The following is a 16,933-nucleotide window of genomic DNA, read 5'->3' as shown; positions in this document are numbered from 1 at the left end:
ATAGCATGGCCCCCTCGTGATTTCACCTTCCAGCGTTTCAGAGCCAGCCCATGAGTTATCAGGTCTTAGCCCGTAAATGGCGCCCACAAACCTTTGCTGACGTCGTCGGCCAGGAACATGTGCTGACCGCACTGGCGAACGGCTTATCGTTAGGGCGCATTCATCACGCATATCTCTTTTCCGGTACCCGCGGGGTGGGTAAAACCTCCATCGCTCGCTTATTGGCGAAAGGGTTAAACTGTGAAACCGGCGTTACCGCCACGCCTTGTGGCGTCTGCGATAACTGCCGAGAAATAGAACAAGGGCGTTTTGTCGATCTGATCGAGATCGATGCCGCCTCGCGCACCAAAGTCGAAGATACCCGCGATTTGCTGGATAACGTCCAGTACGCACCGGCCCGTGGTCGCTTCAAGGTCTATCTGATCGATGAAGTCCACATGCTGTCGCGCCACAGCTTCAACGCGTTGCTAAAAACGCTAGAGGAGCCACCTGCGCACGTTAAATTCCTGCTAGCAACGACCGATCCGCAAAAGCTGCCGGTCACTATTCTTTCCCGCTGCCTGCAGTTTCATCTCAAGGCGCTGGATGTTGAACAGATCCGTCATCAGTTAGAGCATATTCTCGGTGAAGAACAGATTGCTTTTGAACCGCGCGCGCTGCAACTGCTCGCGCGCGCGGCTGATGGAAGCCTGCGCGATGCGTTGAGCCTGACGGATCAGGCTATTGCCAGCGGCGATGGCCACCTGACCGCAGAATCTGTCAGCACCATGCTTGGCACTCTTGACGACGATCAGGCGCTCTCGCTAATTGAAGCGCTAGTGGCTGCTGACGGCGAACGCGTGATGGCAGGCGTCAATGAGGCGGCTGCTCGCGGCGTGGAGTGGGAAGCCCTGTTGGTCGAGATGCAAAGTTTGCTGCACCGTATTGCAATGGTTCAGCTCTCGCCGTCGGCGCTCGGCGCGGATATGGCTGCCGTAGAGTTGCGGATGCGCGAGCTGGCACGAACCGTGCCGCCAACCGACGTTCAGCTTTACTATCAGACGTTGTTGATTGGCCGCAAAGAGCTACCGTACGCGCCGGACAGACGCATGGGTGTTGAAATGACGCTTCTGCGGGCGCTGGCATTCCATCCGCGCATGCCGTTGCCGGAACCGGAAGCCCCTCCGGCGCAGAGTATCCCGGTCGCACCTGTACAGCAGGCCGCCCCGGTATCCGCTCAGCAGCCACCGCAGAATCTGCCGCAGACGACCAGCCAGGTGCTGGCAGCCCGCAGTCAGCTTCAGCGTAGCCAGGGAGCACCCAGCCCAAAAAAGAGTGAACCGGCAGCCGCTTCCCGCGCGCGGCCGGTGAATAACGCTGCGCTGGAACGACTGAGTTCGATTACCGAGCGCGTACAGGCGCGTCCGGCAGCTGCCGCTCTGGAGCAGGCTCCGGCGAAAAAAGAAGCTTACCGTTGGAAATCGACGATGGTTGTTGAAACGGTAAAAGAAGAAGTTGCAACGCCGAAAGCGCTGAAAAAAGCACTAGAGCACGAAAAAACCCCGGAACTGGCGGCGAAGCTGGCAGTCGAAGCGGTCGAACGCGATAGCTGGGCGGCGGAAGTTAATCAGCTCGCGGTGCCAAAACTGGTGGAGCAGGTGGCACTAAATGCGTGGAAAGAGCAGGACGGCAACCGCGTCTGCCTGCATCTGCGTCCGAGCCAGCGTCATCTGAACTCGGCAGGCGCGCAGCAAAAGCTGGCGGAAGCGCTGGGTATTTTGTACGGTACGCCGGTTGAATTGACCATCGTGGAAGATGATAATCCCGCGATGCGCACGCCGCTTGAGTGGCGGCAGGCAATTTATGAAGAAAAGCTCACGCAGGCGCGTGAAGCGATTATTGCGGATAACAACATCCAGACGCTGCGCCGGTTCTTTGATGCGGACCTGGATGAAGAAAGTATTCGCCCCATTTGATTGCAAGTTAAACTTGCGATCATCATCCTTAACGACGACTTACTGAGAGAGAAGCCTATGTTTGGTGGAAAAGGCGGTCTGGGTAACCTGATGAAGCAGGCCCAGCAGATGCAAGAAAAAATGCAGCAGATGCAGGAAGAAGTGGCCAAGCTGGAAGTGACCGGTGAATCCGGTGCTGGCCTGGTAAAAGTGACCATCAACGGTGCGCACAACTGCCGTCGCGTTGAAATTGACCCAAGCCTGCTGGAAGACGACAAAGACATGCTGGAAGATCTGGTGGCTGCTGCATTCAACGATGCTGCTCGCCGCATTGAAGAGACCCAGAAAGAAAAAATGGCTTCTGTTTCTTCCGGTATGCAACTGCCGCCAGGCTTTAAGATGCCGTTCTGATGCAAACCAGTCCGCTGTTAACTCAGCTGATGGAAGCGCTGCGCTGCCTGCCGGGCGTTGGCCCAAAGTCGGCGCAGCGTATGGCGTTTACCCTGCTGCAGCGTGACCGCAGCGGCGGGATGCGCCTTGCGCAGGCACTGACGCGCGCGATGTCGGAAATCGGCCACTGCGCCGATTGCCGCACCTTCACTGAACAGGAAGTGTGCAACATTTGCAGCAACCCGCGCCGCAAGGAAAATGGTCAGCTCTGCGTGGTGGAGAGTCCAGCGGACATCTACGCTATTGAGCAGACCGGGCAATTTTCTGGTCGTTATTTCGTATTGATGGGCCACCTGTCGCCGCTCGATGGTATCGGGCCGGATGATATCGGGCTCGATCGTCTGGAACAGCGTCTGCGTGACGAATCGATGCAGGAAGTGATCCTCGCGACCAATCCTACGGTCGAGGGGGAAGCCACTGCCAATTATATCGCCGAGCTCTGCGCGCAGTATGACGTAGAAGCGAGCCGTATCGCCCATGGCGTACCGGTTGGCGGCGAACTGGAAATGGTTGATGGCACCACGCTGTCCCACTCCCTCGCCGGACGGCATAAGATTCGTTTTTAACCAAACGGAGGCGCTTTTCGGGGCCTCCGCTTGAAAATTCTCTCCTCTGTCCCCATCTCACACTCAACGGTTTTTTTACCATTAACAATGGCATTGTTGAGGTTGATTTAGATGAAAGGACAAGAAACTCGTGGTTTTCAGTCAGAGGTAAAACAGCTTCTGCACCTGATGATCCATTCTCTTTATTCCAATAAAGAAATTTTCCTGCGTGAACTGATTTCCAACGCCTCCGATGCGGCCGATAAGCTGCGCTTTCGCGCGCTGTCGCAGCCGGATCTGTATGAAGGCGACGGCGAGCTGCGCGTGCGTGTTTCATTTGATAAAGACAACCGCACCCTGACCATCGCCGATAACGGAATCGGTATGAACCGTGATGAAGTTATCGATCACCTGGGGACGATTGCGAAATCCGGAACCAAATCATTCCTTGAATCAATGGGCTCCGATCAGGCGAAAGACAGTCAGCTGATCGGCCAGTTCGGCGTAGGCTTCTATTCGGCGTTTATTGTCGCTGACAAAGTCACCGTGCGTACCCGCGCGGCGGGCGATAGCGCCGAAAACGGCGTATTCTGGGAATCTGCTGGTGAAGGCGATTATACGGTTGCCGACATCACTAAAGCCGATCGCGGAACGGAGATCACGCTGCACCTGCGCGAAGGTGAGGACGATTTCCTCAACGACTGGCGCGTGCGTTCGATCATCAGCAAATACTCCGATCACATTGCGCTGCCGGTTGAGATTGAAAAGCAGGAAGAGGTTGATGGCGAAACCGTTATCTCCTGGGAGAAAATTAACAAAGCTCAGGCGCTGTGGACCCGCAATAAGTCGGAAATTAAAGACGACGAATACAACGAATTCTATAAGCACATTGCTCATGACTACAGCGATCCGTTGACCTGGAGCCACAACCGCGTAGAAGGTAAGCAGGAGTACACCAGCCTGCTGTATATCCCGTCGCAGGCGCCCTGGGATATGTGGAATCGCGATCACAAACATGGTTTGAAACTGTACGTGCAGCGCGTCTTCATTATGGATGACGCCGAGCAGTTTATGCCGAATTACCTGCGCTTTGTGCGCGGCCTTGTGGATTCCAGCGATCTGCCGCTGAACGTATCGCGTGAAATCCTCCAGGATAGCAGCGTAACCCGCAACCTGCGCACTGCGTTGAGTAAGCGCGCGCTGCAGATGCTGGAAAAACTGGCGAAAGACGACGCGGAGAAATATCAGACCTTCTGGCAGCAGTTTGGCCTGGCGCTGAAAGAAGGCCCGGCGGAAGACAACGCCAACCTGCAGACTATCGCCAAACTTCTGCGCTTCGCCAGCACGCATACCGATTCCGCTGCGCAGACCGTGTCGCTGGAAGAGTACGTATCGCGCATGAAAGAAGGGCAGGAGAAGATTTATTACATCACTGCCGACAGCTACGCCGCTGCGAAGAGCAGCCCGCATCTGGAGCTGCTGCGTAAGAAAGGCATCGAAGTTCTGCTGCTTTCCGATCGCATCGATGAGTGGATGATGAGCTATCTGACCGAGTTCGACGGTAAGCCGTTCCAGTCGGTCGCGAAAGCTGATGAGTCGCTGGATAAGCTGACGGATGAAGTGGATGAAACCACCAAAGAAGCCGAGAAGGCGCTGGAGCCGTTCGTTGAGCGAGCGAAAACCCTGTTGGGCGATCGAGTGAAAGAAGTCCGTCTGACCCATCGTCTGACCGATACACCCGCTATCGTTACGACTGATGCAGATGAAATGAGTACCCAGATGGCAAAACTGTTTGCCGCTGCGGGCCAGGCTGCGCCGGAAGTGAAATATATCTTTGAACTGAACCCGGTCCACCCGCTGGTGAAACGCGCGGCCGATACTCAGGACGATGCGCAGTTCAGCGAGTGGGTTGAGCTGCTGCTCGATCAGGCGCTGCTGGCCGAGCGCGGGACGCTGGAAGATCCTAACCAGTTTATCCGCCGTATGAACCAGCTGCTGGCGTCGTAATCTTTACCCTCACCCTAACCCTCTCCCTGAAGGGAGAGGGGACTGGCCCGGCGCTGGCTTGCTGGCACTGAGCTGATTTTCGCCCTCTCCCTGTGGGAGAGGGCCGGGGTGAGGGCATCCAACCGCACTCTACGTAAAATATCTCACCATTAACCGTTTCAGCCGCCCCACCTTCCTTGAGCCATCCGCGTTCTGGTGGTATGGTTTAGCGCTTTTTGAAGAATTGAATCAACTTTTGAGGGGATTTTCGTAATGCGTATTATTCTGCTTGGCGCTCCGGGCGCGGGTAAAGGAACTCAGGCTCAGTTCATCATGGAGAAATACGGTATTCCGCAAATCTCCACCGGCGACATGCTGCGTGCCGCGGTGAAATCTGGCTCCGAGCTGGGCAAACAAGCAAAAGACATCATGGATGCCGGTAAGCTGGTGACCGACGAACTGGTTATCGCCCTGGTCAAAGAGCGTATTACTCAGGAAGATTGCCGTAACGGCTTCCTGCTGGATGGCTTCCCGCGCACTATTCCGCAGGCTGACGCCATGAAAGAAGCAGGCATCGCCGTTGATTACGTTCTGGAATTTGACGTTCCCGACGAGCTAATCGTTGACCGTATTATCGGTCGCCGCGTCCACGCCGCTTCCGGCCGCGTTTACCACATCAAATTTAATCCGCCGAAAGTTGAAGGCAAAGACGACGTGACCGGCGAAGAGCTGACCACCCGTAAAGACGATCAGGAAGAGACCGTGCGTAAGCGTCTGGTTGAGTATCATCAGATGACGGCTCCGCTGATCGGCTACTACCAGAAAGAAGCCGAAGCGGGCAACACCCAATACGCGAAAGTCGACGGCACCAAAGCGGTGGCTGACGTTCGCGTAGAACTGGAAAAAATCCTCGGTTAATCCAGTCCGTTCTCATCCTGCAACTGCGGGATGAGAACTCCTCTCATATTACCTTTTTCTATGATTGGTTCCGTTTAGCGCCATTTCAGCTACAATTGTCAGCGATTCAAATGGTTAAGAGGCGGTAATGCATCAGACTAAAACAGGTATCTTATTAGCCAATTTAGGCACCCCCGATGCGCCCACGCCCGATGCGGTGAAGCGCTATCTGCGACAATTTCTTAGCGACAAGCGGGTGGTGGATACCTCTCGTCTGTTGTGGTGGCCGCTGCTGCGCGGTGTGATACTGCCTCTGCGCGCGCCCCGAGTTGCCAAACTCTATCAGTCTATCTGGATGGAAGAAGGGTCGCCGCTGATGGTCTACAGTCGTCAGCAGCAGCAGGCGCTGGCAGAACGCCTTCCGGATACCCCCGTTGCGCTGGGGATGAGCTATGGCTCGCCGTCGCTGGAAAGCGCAGTGGATGAACTCATGGAGCAGGGCGTTGACCATATTGTGGTGCTCCCGCTCTATCCGCAGTACTCCTGCTCTACCGTGGCGGCCGTGTGGGATGAACTGGCGCGAATTCTTGCTAAAAAGCGGTTGATTCCAGGCGTCTCTTTTATTCGCGATTATGCCGACGATGTGGATTATATCCACGCGCTGGCCGCCAGCGTTCGCGCTTCGTTTGCAGTGCATGGCGAACCGGATTTACTCCTGCTCTCCTATCATGGGATACCGCAGCGTTATGCCCATGAAGGGGATAGCTATCCGCAGCGCTGTCGCGACACGACACGTGAGCTGGTTTCGGCTCTGGGGCTCCCTCCGGACCGCGTGATGATGACTTTTCAGTCGCGTTTTGGCCGCGAACCCTGGCTGACACCCTACACCGATGAAACGTTGAAAATGCTTGGTGAGAAGGGCGTGAAGCATGTTCAGGTTATCTGCCCGGGCTTTTCCGCTGATTGTCTGGAAACGCTGGAAGAGATAGCGGTACAGAACCGGGAATTTTTCCTTGAAGCCGGTGGGCAGCAATATGAATATATTCCTGCACTTAACGCGGACTCTGCGCATATCGAAATGATGGTTAACCTGACAGCAACCTATCGCTGATCGCGCCTGTCGCGGGGAGTATGCTACTATTTCCCGCTTGTTCACTGTCCATAAACCATCACTATGAAATTTCCCGGTAAACGCAAGTCTAAACACTACTTTCCCGTCAACGCTCGCGATCCGCTGCTGCAACAAATTCAGCCAGAAAATGAGTCTAACGTCGCCTGGGTGGTTGGTATCGATCAAACGCTGGTGGATATCGAGGCGAAAGTGGATGAGTCGTTTATCGTACGCTACGGTCTGAGCGCCGGTCATTCGCTGGTGATTGAAGATGATGTTGCTGAGGCGCTGTATCAGGAGCTGGTACGCAATGGCCTGATCACCCATCAGTTTGCCGGCGGCACCATTGGTAACACCATGCACAACTACTCGGTGCTGGCGGATGATCGCTCGGTTTTGCTTGGCGTCATGTGCAGCAATATAGAAATTGGTGGCTACGCCTATCGCTATTTATGTAATACCTCCAGCCGAACCGATTTGAACTACCTGCAAGGCGTAGAGGGCGCGATTGGCCGCTGCTTTACGCTGATTAGCGATTCCGGCGAGCGAACCTTTGCGATTAGTCCCGGCCATATGAATAAGCTGCGTCCGGAAAGTATCCCGGAAGCCGTTATTGCCGGAGCATCCGCGCTGGTACTGACCTCCTATCTCGTGCGCTGCAAACCGGGCGAGCCGATGCCGGACGCTACGATGAAAGCCATCGAATATGCGAAAAAGCATGACGTGCCGGTGGTCCTGACGCTAGGTACTAAATATGTGATTGTCGATAACCCAGAGTGGTGGCAGCAGTTCCTGAAAGAACACGTTTCGATTCTGGCGATGAACGAAGAGGAAGCGCAAGCGCTGACGGGGATCTCTGATCCGCTATTGGCTTCGGATAAGGCGCTGGAGTGGGTTGACCTCGTGCTTTGCACCGCCGGGCCTGCCGGGCTCTATATGGCGAGCTTTACCGAGGATGAGGCTAAGCGCAAAACTCAGCATCCGCTACTGCCTGGGGCCATTGCTGAGTTCAACCAGTATGAATTCAGCCGCGCGATGCGCCACCAGGATTGCGAAAACCCGCTGCGTATTTTCTCGCACATCGCCCCGTATATGGGCGGACCGGAGAAGATCATGAATACCAACGGCGCAGGCGACGGCGCGCTGGCGGCACTGCTGCACGATATTACCGCCAATAACTATCACCGTAATAACGTGCCGAACTCCAGTAAGCACAAGTGCAAGTGGCTGACTTATTCATCGCTGGCCCAGGTATGCAAATACGCTAACCGTGTGAGTTATCAGGTGCTGAATCAGCACTCGCCGCGCCTGACCCGCGGCCTGCCGGAGCGTGAAGATAGCCTGGAAGAGGCCTACTGGGAGCGTTAATCCCAGGCAAGATGTAAAGACGTCCCCCGGAAAGCGCTTCGATGCCGGTTCCGGGGGTTAAAAATATTCTATTTCATAACTGATAATGCCTAGAATTGGCCCGAGCTTTGTGGGCTGTCCGTCGGTTTTCCATATTCTGAATATGTAATACATATCAATTTTTTCAGGGGATACTGGAAGGGCGTAGCTCTTTCCGGTGCTCTGGTTAAAACCGATCATGTCGGCGGGATAACCCATATCCTGGTTACTATAGATATACATCGAAAAGTTCTGTGGGCCATTTTTATCCATATTGATTAATCTACCTCCGCTATCAAGTGTGCCTGAGGTAATAAATCGCGGACGGACATTTTGTATCTCTGCCGTTGCCTGGCAATGGGCGAGTCGGATAAAAAAACGGACGTCACCTGTCTGGTCGGTGCTTTGCGTATCACCATCAATAAAAACGTGAGATGCAAACTCAAAGTCAATATTCGGGCTGGGAACACCGCTGCCGCCTTCATCAGGGTCTATAACGACGCCTTCGACTTTACAGGTTCCATTAATAATATGACCTTCAATATTAAGACTGCCGTCGGTAGCCCATACGGCGGTAGAAAATAGCGTGAATATCATTATTGTTATTCGTACAACGCTTAGCATAATGTCGTCCCTTTATTCATTTGTATCCGCTGGTATCAAAAGTAGATAACTTCATAATTCAGTACGCTCTGTACGGGACCCGGTGTAATTTCCTGAGTCGGATCCAGCTTTTGATAAGAGGCGTTATATTTCATTGTCAGGTAACTTCTGTGGATGTCCCATGAGGAGTGGGTTCTGTAGCGGGGTGCAGCATCGCTGCTTTCGGCGGGGCCATTCACTTTCACCCGCGCTCCTGAATCATGGCTGATCTGGATGCCAACGTTGGTAGCGCCGTTGGTTGCGGTATTCAGCAAAACGCCGTCACCGTTGGTTGCATCGGACGTCATACTGACTTTCACGTTGTCGAGATTAACTAACTCCGTCCATTGGCACGAGATATAGATATTAAACTGCACGCTACCGCTAAGGTTGCTGGTTGAGACGGCGGGTAGCGGAATAGTGAGGTTGCGTAACCCCTTATAAACTTCCGGCGTGTCAGCGTTAATCATGCAGGCACCGGCATACAATGTACTTCTGAATATCATGGTGCCATCAGCGGCTTGCGCATTAGTCGATAGCATAATAAAAATGATTATGCTACTCCATATTGTTTTTTTGATTTCCATTGTTATGGCTTCCATTAGTATAATTCGGATGTTCTCTTTAGAGATTAATGGAGAACTGTCTTCAGGTAAATATATTAACGGACTTGATGTGCTTATTTATTTTAACTCACGGTTGCGATTGTTTTTACTATGTATTTTAAATTACAAGAGTGACTAATAATCAATCGTGAAAACGTATTTAGATGATAAAGTAAATTGAATTAGTAATAATTATGACGAGGAAATAAATAGTCAGGAACGTACCAAGGGTTTGAACTGAGTCAGTATAGGGGGAGAGCCGACACCCTGTCGATATCGGCTCCGCTTCAGTCTTATCCCGTGGTTACTTCCAGTGGCGCTGGTGGTGTTTCCAGCAGTTTTATCATCGCGCGGGCAATTTCACGCTCGCCCATCACCACCTGATTCGCGCCGCGTTCAATAATGTATTCCACTTCATCGTCATAGTGGGCGCGGGCGATGATCTCGATATTTGGGCACTTCTCGCGTGCCGAAGCCACGATTTCCCCGGCTTCATAGCCGTTAGGTATGGTCAGTAGCAGCCAGCGGGCGCAGTCCAGATGCGCCAGATTCATAATTTCTTCATTGGCAGCGTTGCCCAAAACCGCGCGAATGCCGCGTGCGCGCAGTTCGTCTACGCGAGTGCGTGAGGTTTCGATAACCACCAATGGCATCCCCTGGGCCATCAGTTTTTCGCCAAGCAGGCTGCCAACGCGACCAAAACCGACCAGCAGCGCATGGTTGCAAATATCGACCGGGATCTGTTTCTCTTCTTCCAGAACTTCTTCCAGCGTCTGCTCGTCCAGCGTTTCGGTTTTATCGAGGTATTTTTCCAGCAGAGTAAACAGAATCGGGTTGAGCATAATCGAGATTATCGCCCCGGCAAGCACCAGATTCTGTCCGGCCTGCGGTAGCAGATTCAGCGCCATGCCCAGCCCGGCGAGAATAAAGGCGAACTCCCCGATTTGCGCGAGGCTGGCGGCGATAGTCAGGGCGGTTCGCGGCGAGTGACCGAACATCCGCACCAGGAAGAAGGCCGCGGCCGACTTACCAAAGATAATAATAGCCAGCGTCGCCAGTACCGCCAGCGGCTGCTCTACCAGGATCATTGGGTCAAAGAGCATGCCGACAGAGACAAAGAACAGCACGGCGAACGCATCACGTAGCGGTAGCGTATCGTGGGCCGCGCGGTGGCTGAGCTCGGATTCATTGAGCACCATCCCGGCAAAGAAGGCACCCAGGGCGAAGGAGACATCAAACAGTTCGACCGCACCGAAGGCAATGCCGAGCGCCAGCGCCAGCACTGACAGCGTAAACAGCTCGCGTGAGCCGGTCGCCGCGCTACGTGACATAATCCACGGCACCAGGCGGCGGCCTACCAGCATCATAATTGCGATAAAGGCGACGACTTTCCCAATGGTGATACCCATATCGACAGCCAGAGAAGCCAGGCCAACGTCGCCTTTCTCCGTCATACCTGCGACGGCCGGTAGCAGGACCAGCGTCAGCACCATCACCAGATCTTCAACAATCAGCCAACCGATGGCGATTTGCCCCCGCTGACTATCAATAAGCTGTCGTTCTTCCAACGCGCGCAGCAGCACCACGGTACTGGCGGTAGAAAGACACAAACCGAAGACGATGCCGGTCATCAGCGACCAGCCAAGCATTGCCGAGAGCGCCATACCCAGCAGCGTCGCCACAGCTATCTGGGCGATGGCGCCGGGAATAGCGATGGCCTTTACCGCCATCAAATCTTTTAAGGAGAAGTGCAGACCCACGCCGAACATCAGCAGGATCACGCCAAGCTCGGCCAGTTCAGGCGCCAGCTTGGTATCAGCAACGAAGCCAGGGGTAAAAGGTCCGGCCAGCACGCCCGCTAATAAATATCCCACCAGAGGAGAAATACGTAGCTTATTGGCAATCATGCCGAGAATAAAGGCGAGCACAAGGCCGCCGACAATGGTGGTGATTAGCGGTGTTGCGTGGTGCATTCCGTCTCCTTGCAGTGGTGAGCTGATCCATTTTCGGTATATACCCGTCATACTTCAATTTGCATGGGCGTTGGCTTTGTTACTCGGCTCATCCATGAGCCTCGCCCTTACGGGCCACCGCGATACGGTGTTCAAATCTGTTCCTGACAGATTTGTCGCTCACCCCTGTCACTTACGGAAGTCAAGCTCCTGGGGATTCCCTGCGTCGCCGCCTTCCTGCAATTTGAATTATTTAGGGTATAAAAACCAAAAAACCGAGTAATAGTTTATGACAGTTTCAGCGGTTTTGTTTATGAATAATTGTTGAATTTTGCAGAAAAGTGGAATTAATCCGCAAAAAAGCACAGACAGCAAAATGGCAGAAGATAATGCGGGGTGATGCTGATGGGGTAAGGGGTTGCGGCAGCCAAAGATTCACTTTGGCTGCCGGATAATCACGATTTTTGGTGGTTATTAGGAAGAAATATCGTCAGGATGCCGAGAAGAGGCAGGAAAGCACAGATTTTATAGACCAGGTCGATACTGGTATGGTCAGCTAACAGCCCCAGTACCGCGGCTCCGAGTCCGCCCATGCCAAAGGCAAAACCGAAGAACAGACCAGAAACCATGCCAATACGGCCCGGCAGTAGCTCCTGTGCGTAGACCAAAATGGCGGAAAAGGCCGATGCGAGGATAAAACCAATGATCACCGTCAAAATACCGGTCCATTCCAATGTGGCGTAGGGTAAAACAAGGGTAAACGGTGCGACGCCAAGGATAGAGCCCCAAATAACATATTTTCGCCCAATTTTATCGCCCAAAGGCCCGCCAATTACCGTCCCGGCGGCTACAGCAAAAAGGAAGGCGAACAGGTGGAATTGGGCGTTTTGCACCGATAATCCGAATTTTTGCATCAGATAAAAGGTGTAATAGCTGCTAATGCTCGCCATGTAGAAGTATTTCGAGAAAATCAGCATTAACAGGATGCTAACTGCAAGAATCACTTTGTTTTTCGGCAACGGATTAACAATTACCGGTTTTGGTTTACCTTTGTTCATACGATGCTGGGCGGAATACCAGCGACTAATTTGCGCCAGCACCACGATGGCCAGCAGCGCAGCCAGTACAAACCAGCCAACATTACCTTTGCCATACGGGGCGATAATGAGAGCGGCGAGTAACGGCCCTAACGAGCTACCAAAATTACCGCCAACCTGGAATATTGACTGCGCCAGGCCATGGCGTCCGCCCGAGGCCATTCGCGCAACGCGAGAAGATTCCGGGTGAAACACCGACGAGCCGGTACCCACTAGCGCAGCGGCCAGCAGAACCATTCCGAAGCTTCCGGAGATCGCCAGCAGCACCAGACCGCAAAGCGTAAAGCACATGCCAATGGGCAGCGACCACGGCATCGGGTGTTTGTCGGTCAGATAGCCAACCACCGGCTGCAAAAGTGACGATGCCAGCTGGAAGGTGAGGGTGATCATCCCAATCTGTACGAAGGACAGGGAAAACTCGGCCTGTAGCAGCGGGTAGATAGCCAGGATGAGCGACTGGATCATATCGTTTAGCAAATGAGAGAGGCTGATGGCCCCCAGAATGCGAAACGAGGTGCGTGCTTTTTGCGGCGCAGCAGCGGGGCCGGATAAGGGTTGTGCGGTCTGATTCATTGCCATAGGTTCACTTAAGTGTTTTTTATAGAGGATGCAGGTGGAATTATTATCTGTAAAACAGTTTCATTTAAATAAAATCTGGCTAAACGTCTCAACAAAGGATTCTGTCATGCCGCTACTTTTCGGGATACATGGCATGGTGGAGTTGTCACACCTTGAACCCCATTAAATCCAAAAACTACTTTATCCTACTGGTAGAATGTGTGACTTAAATGGGGGGAAGATATAGCCAGAGTTTAGTCAGCGTGGCAATATTAACAACGAATTGTCTTGATATCTGGTTAAACACAGTTTTCCAAACTTAAGGATAAACTGGCATAAATCACATTTCTCTGTAAGAAGATATCAGCAACAGATTTGCTACCAAGCTTCTTCAGTACGCGGTTAATATGGTGCTGAGCGGTGCGTTTTGAGATGGACAAGACAGAAGCAATGTCTTCGCCAGAGAGTCCACAAAGGACTAGACGGGAAACCATAATTTCCTGATTTGTAAGCTTAAGTTCATTTGTTTTCAATAGATCTGATATGCTGTAGACGATCTTCTTGAACTCTGTTGGAAAACAATCATTCATCATTGAATTTATGTCTATAAAACTAGGGGGATCTTCTCTCATACACTCAATTACCCGTTGCTGCAAAAAGCAGACCTGAGCCCCCGAATTATAAAGCTTAATCAGAAACTGAATGTTCTCCTCATGGAGAGGGCATCCAATGATAAATAGATGCTCCCTAGACATCATCTGACCGCGGATCTCATTAACCGAGAGTCGGGAGGCTGTTACGCCATGTTTCCTTAGAAGTAACTCAATTCCCAAGAACAGAAATTGGTTGTCCGTAAGAACGTAAACCATCCCCTATTTTACTCCCTGTTTTGTACTCAGGGCATGCATAAGAACTTATCCAGCCCCTCATTGTTAGTTAGTCCAGTGCGTTTCAACGTTTAAAGAAACCTTTCGTTTTTTTTCTATCTCGTACATAAGAAAGCAACGAGTATACGGCGATAAAGAACAGAACAATCACAGCCAGAAGTGCAAGCAGGTTTGTCATAGCGTGACTCCATATCCATCAGTACAACAAGTAAGATACTTTGTTTGTAAGAAAAATCTCAACAAAAAATAGCCTATTTACTTGTGCCCTACTAATTATGAGGGGGGGAGCTCCACGCACTTTTTTCAAGGGGAAGGTCATTTCAACTATTTTATCGTAAACTCCTAACGTTCCCCTACTTCCAGACATTCACCCTGACGGCTATGCCGTATTGATGATTTACGAGTTAGCAGAGGAGCTGAATGAAAGCATTACGTTATTACTCACTGTCCATGAATCGCCAGGAGGTGTGCGAACAGTAAACTCTCCGGTTGATATTGATTCAATCCCCTATTGAATAATCTCAACATGCCGGAGAAACCAATATCTGCAATGAAGGATAAATATCTTTTACTCTTCATAAGGCAATAAATCTTGAGTTCAAATGTTATCCTAATCCATGCACCCTACAGAAAATGAGTTCGATAATAGCTACTTGAAGGAAAATTAAAATAATTTCAATGCTGTTCTTATAATGTAATTCCACATCTTTGCTATTACAGTTTTCAATCAACTACAAAAGTATTCGTAATAGTTGAAATATAAGGGATGTCCAAATTACGGTGTACATTACACTTCCTTTAGATATAATAACTAAAAGGAGAAGGTAATGAAAACTTATGCATATACTCGGGTGTCAAAAGCAGATTCTGAGAATGGTACTACCGACAATCAGATTCATTTAATACGATCGCAACTGGATATTGATATGATCTTTTCTGACGTCAATATCTCAGGTTCTATGCCTTTTATCGATCGTCCAGAAGCAAAAAAACTCTTAAACTATCTCAACAAGGGTGATACCGTTGTTATAGCGAAATTAGACAGAGGTTTCCGAGATACTGCTGATTGCCTGAACACAGTAAACTTATTGAAGAAGAAAAAAATATTTCTTAAAGTGTTAGATATTTCTTTAGATTTATCCTCACCAATTGGTGAGATGATTCTTACTATCATGGCTTCAGTTGCAACTTTTGAAAGAAAAAGAATCGCTGAACGAATAAAAGACGGTTTTAGTACTGGTCGTAGCAAAGGGAAAAAGTATGGCTATAATAATAAAAATACAAAAGCAGGAGTGATAAAGAGAAACTCAAAAAGACAAATCGAAACTCAACTTCGGTACGAATCAATACTAGAATGCCTTAGAAAATTACCTGCTAAAAAACCATCTGAACGAGTTATGCTTGCTCACCTGGAGCAAGCCGGGATTCCGGTGAGTAGGAACACTTTGCGTAAGGCTTTGGGTAAATGATAGCTCACAAAGCATACAGTTTGCTTCAAAAAAAGTATGCTATCATGTGTATAATAGGTTTCAAACCTATACTAACTAAAAATAATTTTTGATTAGTAAATGCTTTAAAAAATCAGTGTTATAATGAATCTAAGCCCTTACTACTAATACTAACTAACCAGAAAAAGATAGATAGCAGCTTGCAGCTTGCTGCTTACGCCGTAGGCGTAATATTGTATTAGCATGAATAAATGCTTTAAATAATCAGTATTATAATGAATCTAAGTCCTTGCTACTAATACTAACTAATCAGAAAAAGAAAGATAGCAGCTTGCTGCTTACGCCGTAGGCGTAATATTGTATTATCTAATTAAATAAAACAGATGGGGCTATGCCCCATCGTTATTATAGAGTTAACGGCAATTACTTAAAGTACCAGTATGAGTAACCCTACCATTCGCATCAAAAATCGTCACAGAGCCTTTTCTGGTTCGTTTATTAATGGTTAATGAAGTAGCTCCTGTATCGTCTTGCTCTTCAAAGTGATACTCAGTAGCAGTTTGAGTTGTTTCAACACCTGTACCAAAAGTTGGTACAGTCACTTTTTTCCAGGTTCCTGTCTGCTCGTTCGTTAGTTTTCCATTGCATGTCCAGCGTGGGTTAGCTGGATCTCTTCGTGCATTCTGTTGCTCCAGAGCTTCTCGATTTCTTATCGCCTGTTCTATCTCTGCCCTCGGGTTGAAATTCATCAACCTGTCGATATCAGCCTGTGTTGTTTGCGCACTCATCGCGATTGATGGAAACGTTAGTATCAAAGCCAGAGTCAGCTTTGAAGAGAAGATTGATTTAGCTTTGTGGAAAAATTCTGTTTGTAACACGTTGAAAACTCCTTGTATAAAATTTGTTAAAACTATACCTGCATTGCCCCTGTAGCTTGTTTACAGAGATGTTGTCCACCGAGTGACACTAGGTACTCGGTGGACAATGTCACAACAGACACATAGTTTCTCTTCGCAATCAATACTAAGTAATTCTTAGTAAATTGTACACCAATTAAAAACATAATCAGCGTAGTTCATTGGGGTTGGTACTATGCTGATTACAAGGTTGAAAGAAGCCCGGCGGCGAGCAGGGCTGACTCAGGAAAAACTTGGTATCCTTGCTGGGCTGGATGAAGCATCTGCTAGTACAAGGATCAACCAGTATGAAAAGGGGAAGCACGCGCCAAATTTCGAAACAGTCTGCAACTTGGCAAAAGCATTAAACGTGCCTGTTTCTTTTTTGTACACCCCGGAAGATGACTTGGCTCAGTTTATACTTCTCTTTGGTTCGTTAAGCGAGTCAGATAGAAGGAGGATTTTGGCCCAATACAGTTAATGTATAAGCACTTCTGGTCATTATGAGAAAATATATCTGGGCTATGTTTTTTAATGGA

16 protein-coding genes and 1 other annotated feature are annotated in these 16,933 nt (G+C 50.3%); of the genes, 9 read left to right on the top strand and 7 right to left on the bottom strand.

The genetic code is table 11. The annotated features are described in order from the left end of the window. The first annotated feature begins 50 nt into the window (after positions 1-50). The 7 genes from dnaX to AC07P6_RS23215 all read left to right on the top strand — a co-directional run bounded on the left by dnaX (position 51) and on the right by AC07P6_RS23215 (position 8,291). A complete protein-coding gene (gene dnaX, locus AC07P6_RS23245) occupies positions 51-1,955 on the top strand; it encodes a DNA polymerase III subunit gamma/tau (protein WP_182236828.1) in 1,905 nt (634 codons plus the stop codon). Beyond that, positions 1,288-1,352 (top strand) — a sequence feature (DnaX frameshifting element). (Overlaps the previous gene by 65 nt.) Before the next feature lie 57 nt (positions 1,956-2,012). Continuing rightward, positions 2,013-2,345: a YbaB/EbfC family nucleoid-associated protein gene (locus tag AC07P6_RS23240; protein ID WP_110273692.1), complete on the top strand. Its 333-nt coding sequence runs from the start codon at positions 2,013-2,015 to the stop codon at positions 2,343-2,345. Continuing rightward, positions 2,345-2,950: a recombination mediator RecR gene (recR, locus tag AC07P6_RS23235; protein ID WP_110273691.1), complete on the top strand. Its 606-nt coding sequence runs from the start codon at positions 2,345-2,347 to the stop codon at positions 2,948-2,950. The genes AC07P6_RS23240 and recR overlap by 1 nt, the downstream gene beginning before the upstream one ends. A gap of 111 nt (positions 2,951-3,061) precedes the next feature. Further along, positions 3,062-4,936, top strand: a complete 1,875-nt coding sequence (htpG, locus tag AC07P6_RS23230; protein ID WP_434659945.1) for a molecular chaperone HtpG — start codon at positions 3,062-3,064, stop codon at positions 4,934-4,936. A gap of 252 nt (positions 4,937-5,188) precedes the next feature. Further along, positions 5,189-5,833 carry an adenylate kinase gene (gene adk / locus AC07P6_RS23225; protein WP_009653605.1) on the top strand — a complete coding sequence of 215 codons (645 nt, stop codon included), beginning with the start codon at positions 5,189-5,191 and terminating at the stop codon, positions 5,831-5,833. 127 nt (positions 5,834-5,960) lie between these two features. After that, on the top strand, positions 5,961-6,923 hold the full coding sequence (gene hemH, locus AC07P6_RS23220) for a ferrochelatase (RefSeq protein ID WP_478314824.1): 963 nt from the start codon (positions 5,961-5,963) through the stop codon (positions 6,921-6,923). A 63-nt stretch (positions 6,924-6,986) separates the two neighbouring features. After that, on the top strand, positions 6,987-8,291 hold the full coding sequence (locus AC07P6_RS23215) for an inosine/guanosine kinase (protein ID WP_478314823.1): 1,305 nt from the start codon (positions 6,987-6,989) through the stop codon (positions 8,289-8,291). A 57-nt stretch (positions 8,292-8,348) separates the two neighbouring features. Here the strand turns inward: AC07P6_RS23215 and AC07P6_RS23210 are convergent, their stop codons facing one another. The 6 genes from AC07P6_RS23210 to AC07P6_RS23185 form a co-directional block, all read right to left on the bottom strand. Then, entirely contained in the window at positions 8,349-8,933 is a 585-nt protein-coding gene (locus AC07P6_RS23210) for a fimbrial protein (protein WP_478314822.1), read from the bottom strand. A gap of 35 nt (positions 8,934-8,968) precedes the next feature. Then, positions 8,969-9,421, bottom strand: coding sequence for a fimbrial protein (locus AC07P6_RS23205; RefSeq protein ID WP_478314821.1), 453 nt, complete (start codon positions 9,419-9,421; stop codon positions 8,969-8,971). A gap of 428 nt (positions 9,422-9,849) precedes the next feature. After that, a complete protein-coding gene (gene ybaL / locus AC07P6_RS23200; protein WP_110273684.1) occupies positions 9,850-11,529 on the bottom strand; it encodes a YbaL family putative K(+) efflux transporter in 1,680 nt (559 codons plus the stop codon). A 434-nt stretch (positions 11,530-11,963) separates the two neighbouring features. Next, a complete protein-coding gene (locus tag AC07P6_RS23195) occupies positions 11,964-13,184 on the bottom strand; it encodes an MFS transporter (RefSeq protein ID WP_181483271.1) in 1,221 nt (406 codons plus the stop codon). A gap of 278 nt (positions 13,185-13,462) precedes the next feature. Continuing rightward, positions 13,463-14,032, bottom strand: coding sequence for a helix-turn-helix domain-containing protein (locus AC07P6_RS23190; protein WP_134897061.1), 570 nt, complete (start codon positions 14,030-14,032; stop codon positions 13,463-13,465). Between the two features lie 82 nt (positions 14,033-14,114). Continuing rightward, entirely contained in the window at positions 14,115-14,228 is a 114-nt protein-coding gene (locus AC07P6_RS23185) for a small membrane protein (RefSeq protein WP_151397962.1), read from the bottom strand. 649 nt (positions 14,229-14,877) lie between these two features. On the opposite strand from AC07P6_RS23185, the gene AC07P6_RS23180 reads away from it, so the two are divergent. Further along, positions 14,878-15,519, top strand: coding sequence for a recombinase family protein (locus tag AC07P6_RS23180; RefSeq protein ID WP_134897059.1), 642 nt, complete (start codon positions 14,878-14,880; stop codon positions 15,517-15,519). Positions 15,520-15,911: 392 nt separating this feature from the next. On the opposite strand, the gene AC07P6_RS23175 is transcribed toward AC07P6_RS23180, so the two are convergent. Continuing rightward, complete coding sequence (locus tag AC07P6_RS23175; RefSeq protein ID WP_110093569.1) at positions 15,912-16,376, bottom strand: hypothetical protein; 465 nt, start codon at positions 16,374-16,376, stop codon at positions 15,912-15,914. Between the two features lie 214 nt (positions 16,377-16,590). Between AC07P6_RS23175 and AC07P6_RS23170 the strand changes: the two genes are divergently transcribed. After that, a complete protein-coding gene (locus AC07P6_RS23170; protein ID WP_094309449.1) occupies positions 16,591-16,875 on the top strand; it encodes a helix-turn-helix transcriptional regulator in 285 nt (94 codons plus the stop codon). Positions 16,876-16,933 lie beyond the last annotated feature (58 nt).

The sequence above is a fragment of the Klebsiella sp. GFKo11 genome (genome assembly GCF_056490265.1).
The sequence above is the reverse complement of the archived record's forward strand: the minus strand, read 5'-3'. Positions and strand labels throughout refer to the sequence as shown.

What these genes read in the sequence shown, in the direction of transcription:
- dnaX (WP_182236828.1), top strand. Translation starts at nt 51, where the DNA reads ATGAGTTATCAGGTCTTAGCCCGTAAATGGCGCCCACAAACCTTTGCT.
- AC07P6_RS23240 (WP_110273692.1), top strand. Translation starts at nt 2,013, where the DNA reads ATGTTTGGTGGAAAAGGCGGTCTGGGTAACCTGATGAAGCAGGCCCAG.
- recR (WP_110273691.1), top strand. Translation starts at nt 2,345, where the DNA reads ATGCAAACCAGTCCGCTGTTAACTCAGCTGATGGAAGCGCTGCGCTGC.
- htpG (WP_434659945.1), top strand. Translation starts at nt 3,062, where the DNA reads ATGAAAGGACAAGAAACTCGTGGTTTTCAGTCAGAGGTAAAACAGCTT.
- adk (WP_009653605.1), top strand. Translation starts at nt 5,189, where the DNA reads ATGCGTATTATTCTGCTTGGCGCTCCGGGCGCGGGTAAAGGAACTCAG.
- hemH (WP_478314824.1), top strand. Translation starts at nt 5,961, where the DNA reads ATGCATCAGACTAAAACAGGTATCTTATTAGCCAATTTAGGCACCCCC.
- AC07P6_RS23215 (WP_478314823.1), top strand. Translation starts at nt 6,987, where the DNA reads ATGAAATTTCCCGGTAAACGCAAGTCTAAACACTACTTTCCCGTCAAC.
- AC07P6_RS23210 (WP_478314822.1), bottom strand. Translation starts at nt 8,933, where the DNA reads ATGCTAAGCGTTGTACGAATAACAATAATGATATTCACGCTATTTTCT.
- AC07P6_RS23205 (WP_478314821.1), bottom strand. Translation starts at nt 9,421, where the DNA reads ATGATTAACGCTGACACGCCGGAAGTTTATAAGGGGTTACGCAACCTC.
- ybaL (WP_110273684.1), bottom strand. Translation starts at nt 11,529, where the DNA reads ATGCACCACGCAACACCGCTAATCACCACCATTGTCGGCGGCCTTGTG.
- AC07P6_RS23195 (WP_181483271.1), bottom strand. Translation starts at nt 13,184, where the DNA reads ATGGCAATGAATCAGACCGCACAACCCTTATCCGGCCCCGCTGCTGCG.
- AC07P6_RS23190 (WP_134897061.1), bottom strand. Translation starts at nt 14,032, where the DNA reads ATGGTTTACGTTCTTACGGACAACCAATTTCTGTTCTTGGGAATTGAG.
- AC07P6_RS23185 (WP_151397962.1), bottom strand. Translation starts at nt 14,228, where the DNA reads ATGACAAACCTGCTTGCACTTCTGGCTGTGATTGTTCTGTTCTTTATC.
- AC07P6_RS23180 (WP_134897059.1), top strand. Translation starts at nt 14,878, where the DNA reads ATGAAAACTTATGCATATACTCGGGTGTCAAAAGCAGATTCTGAGAAT.
- AC07P6_RS23170 (WP_094309449.1), top strand. Translation starts at nt 16,591, where the DNA reads ATGCTGATTACAAGGTTGAAAGAAGCCCGGCGGCGAGCAGGGCTGACT.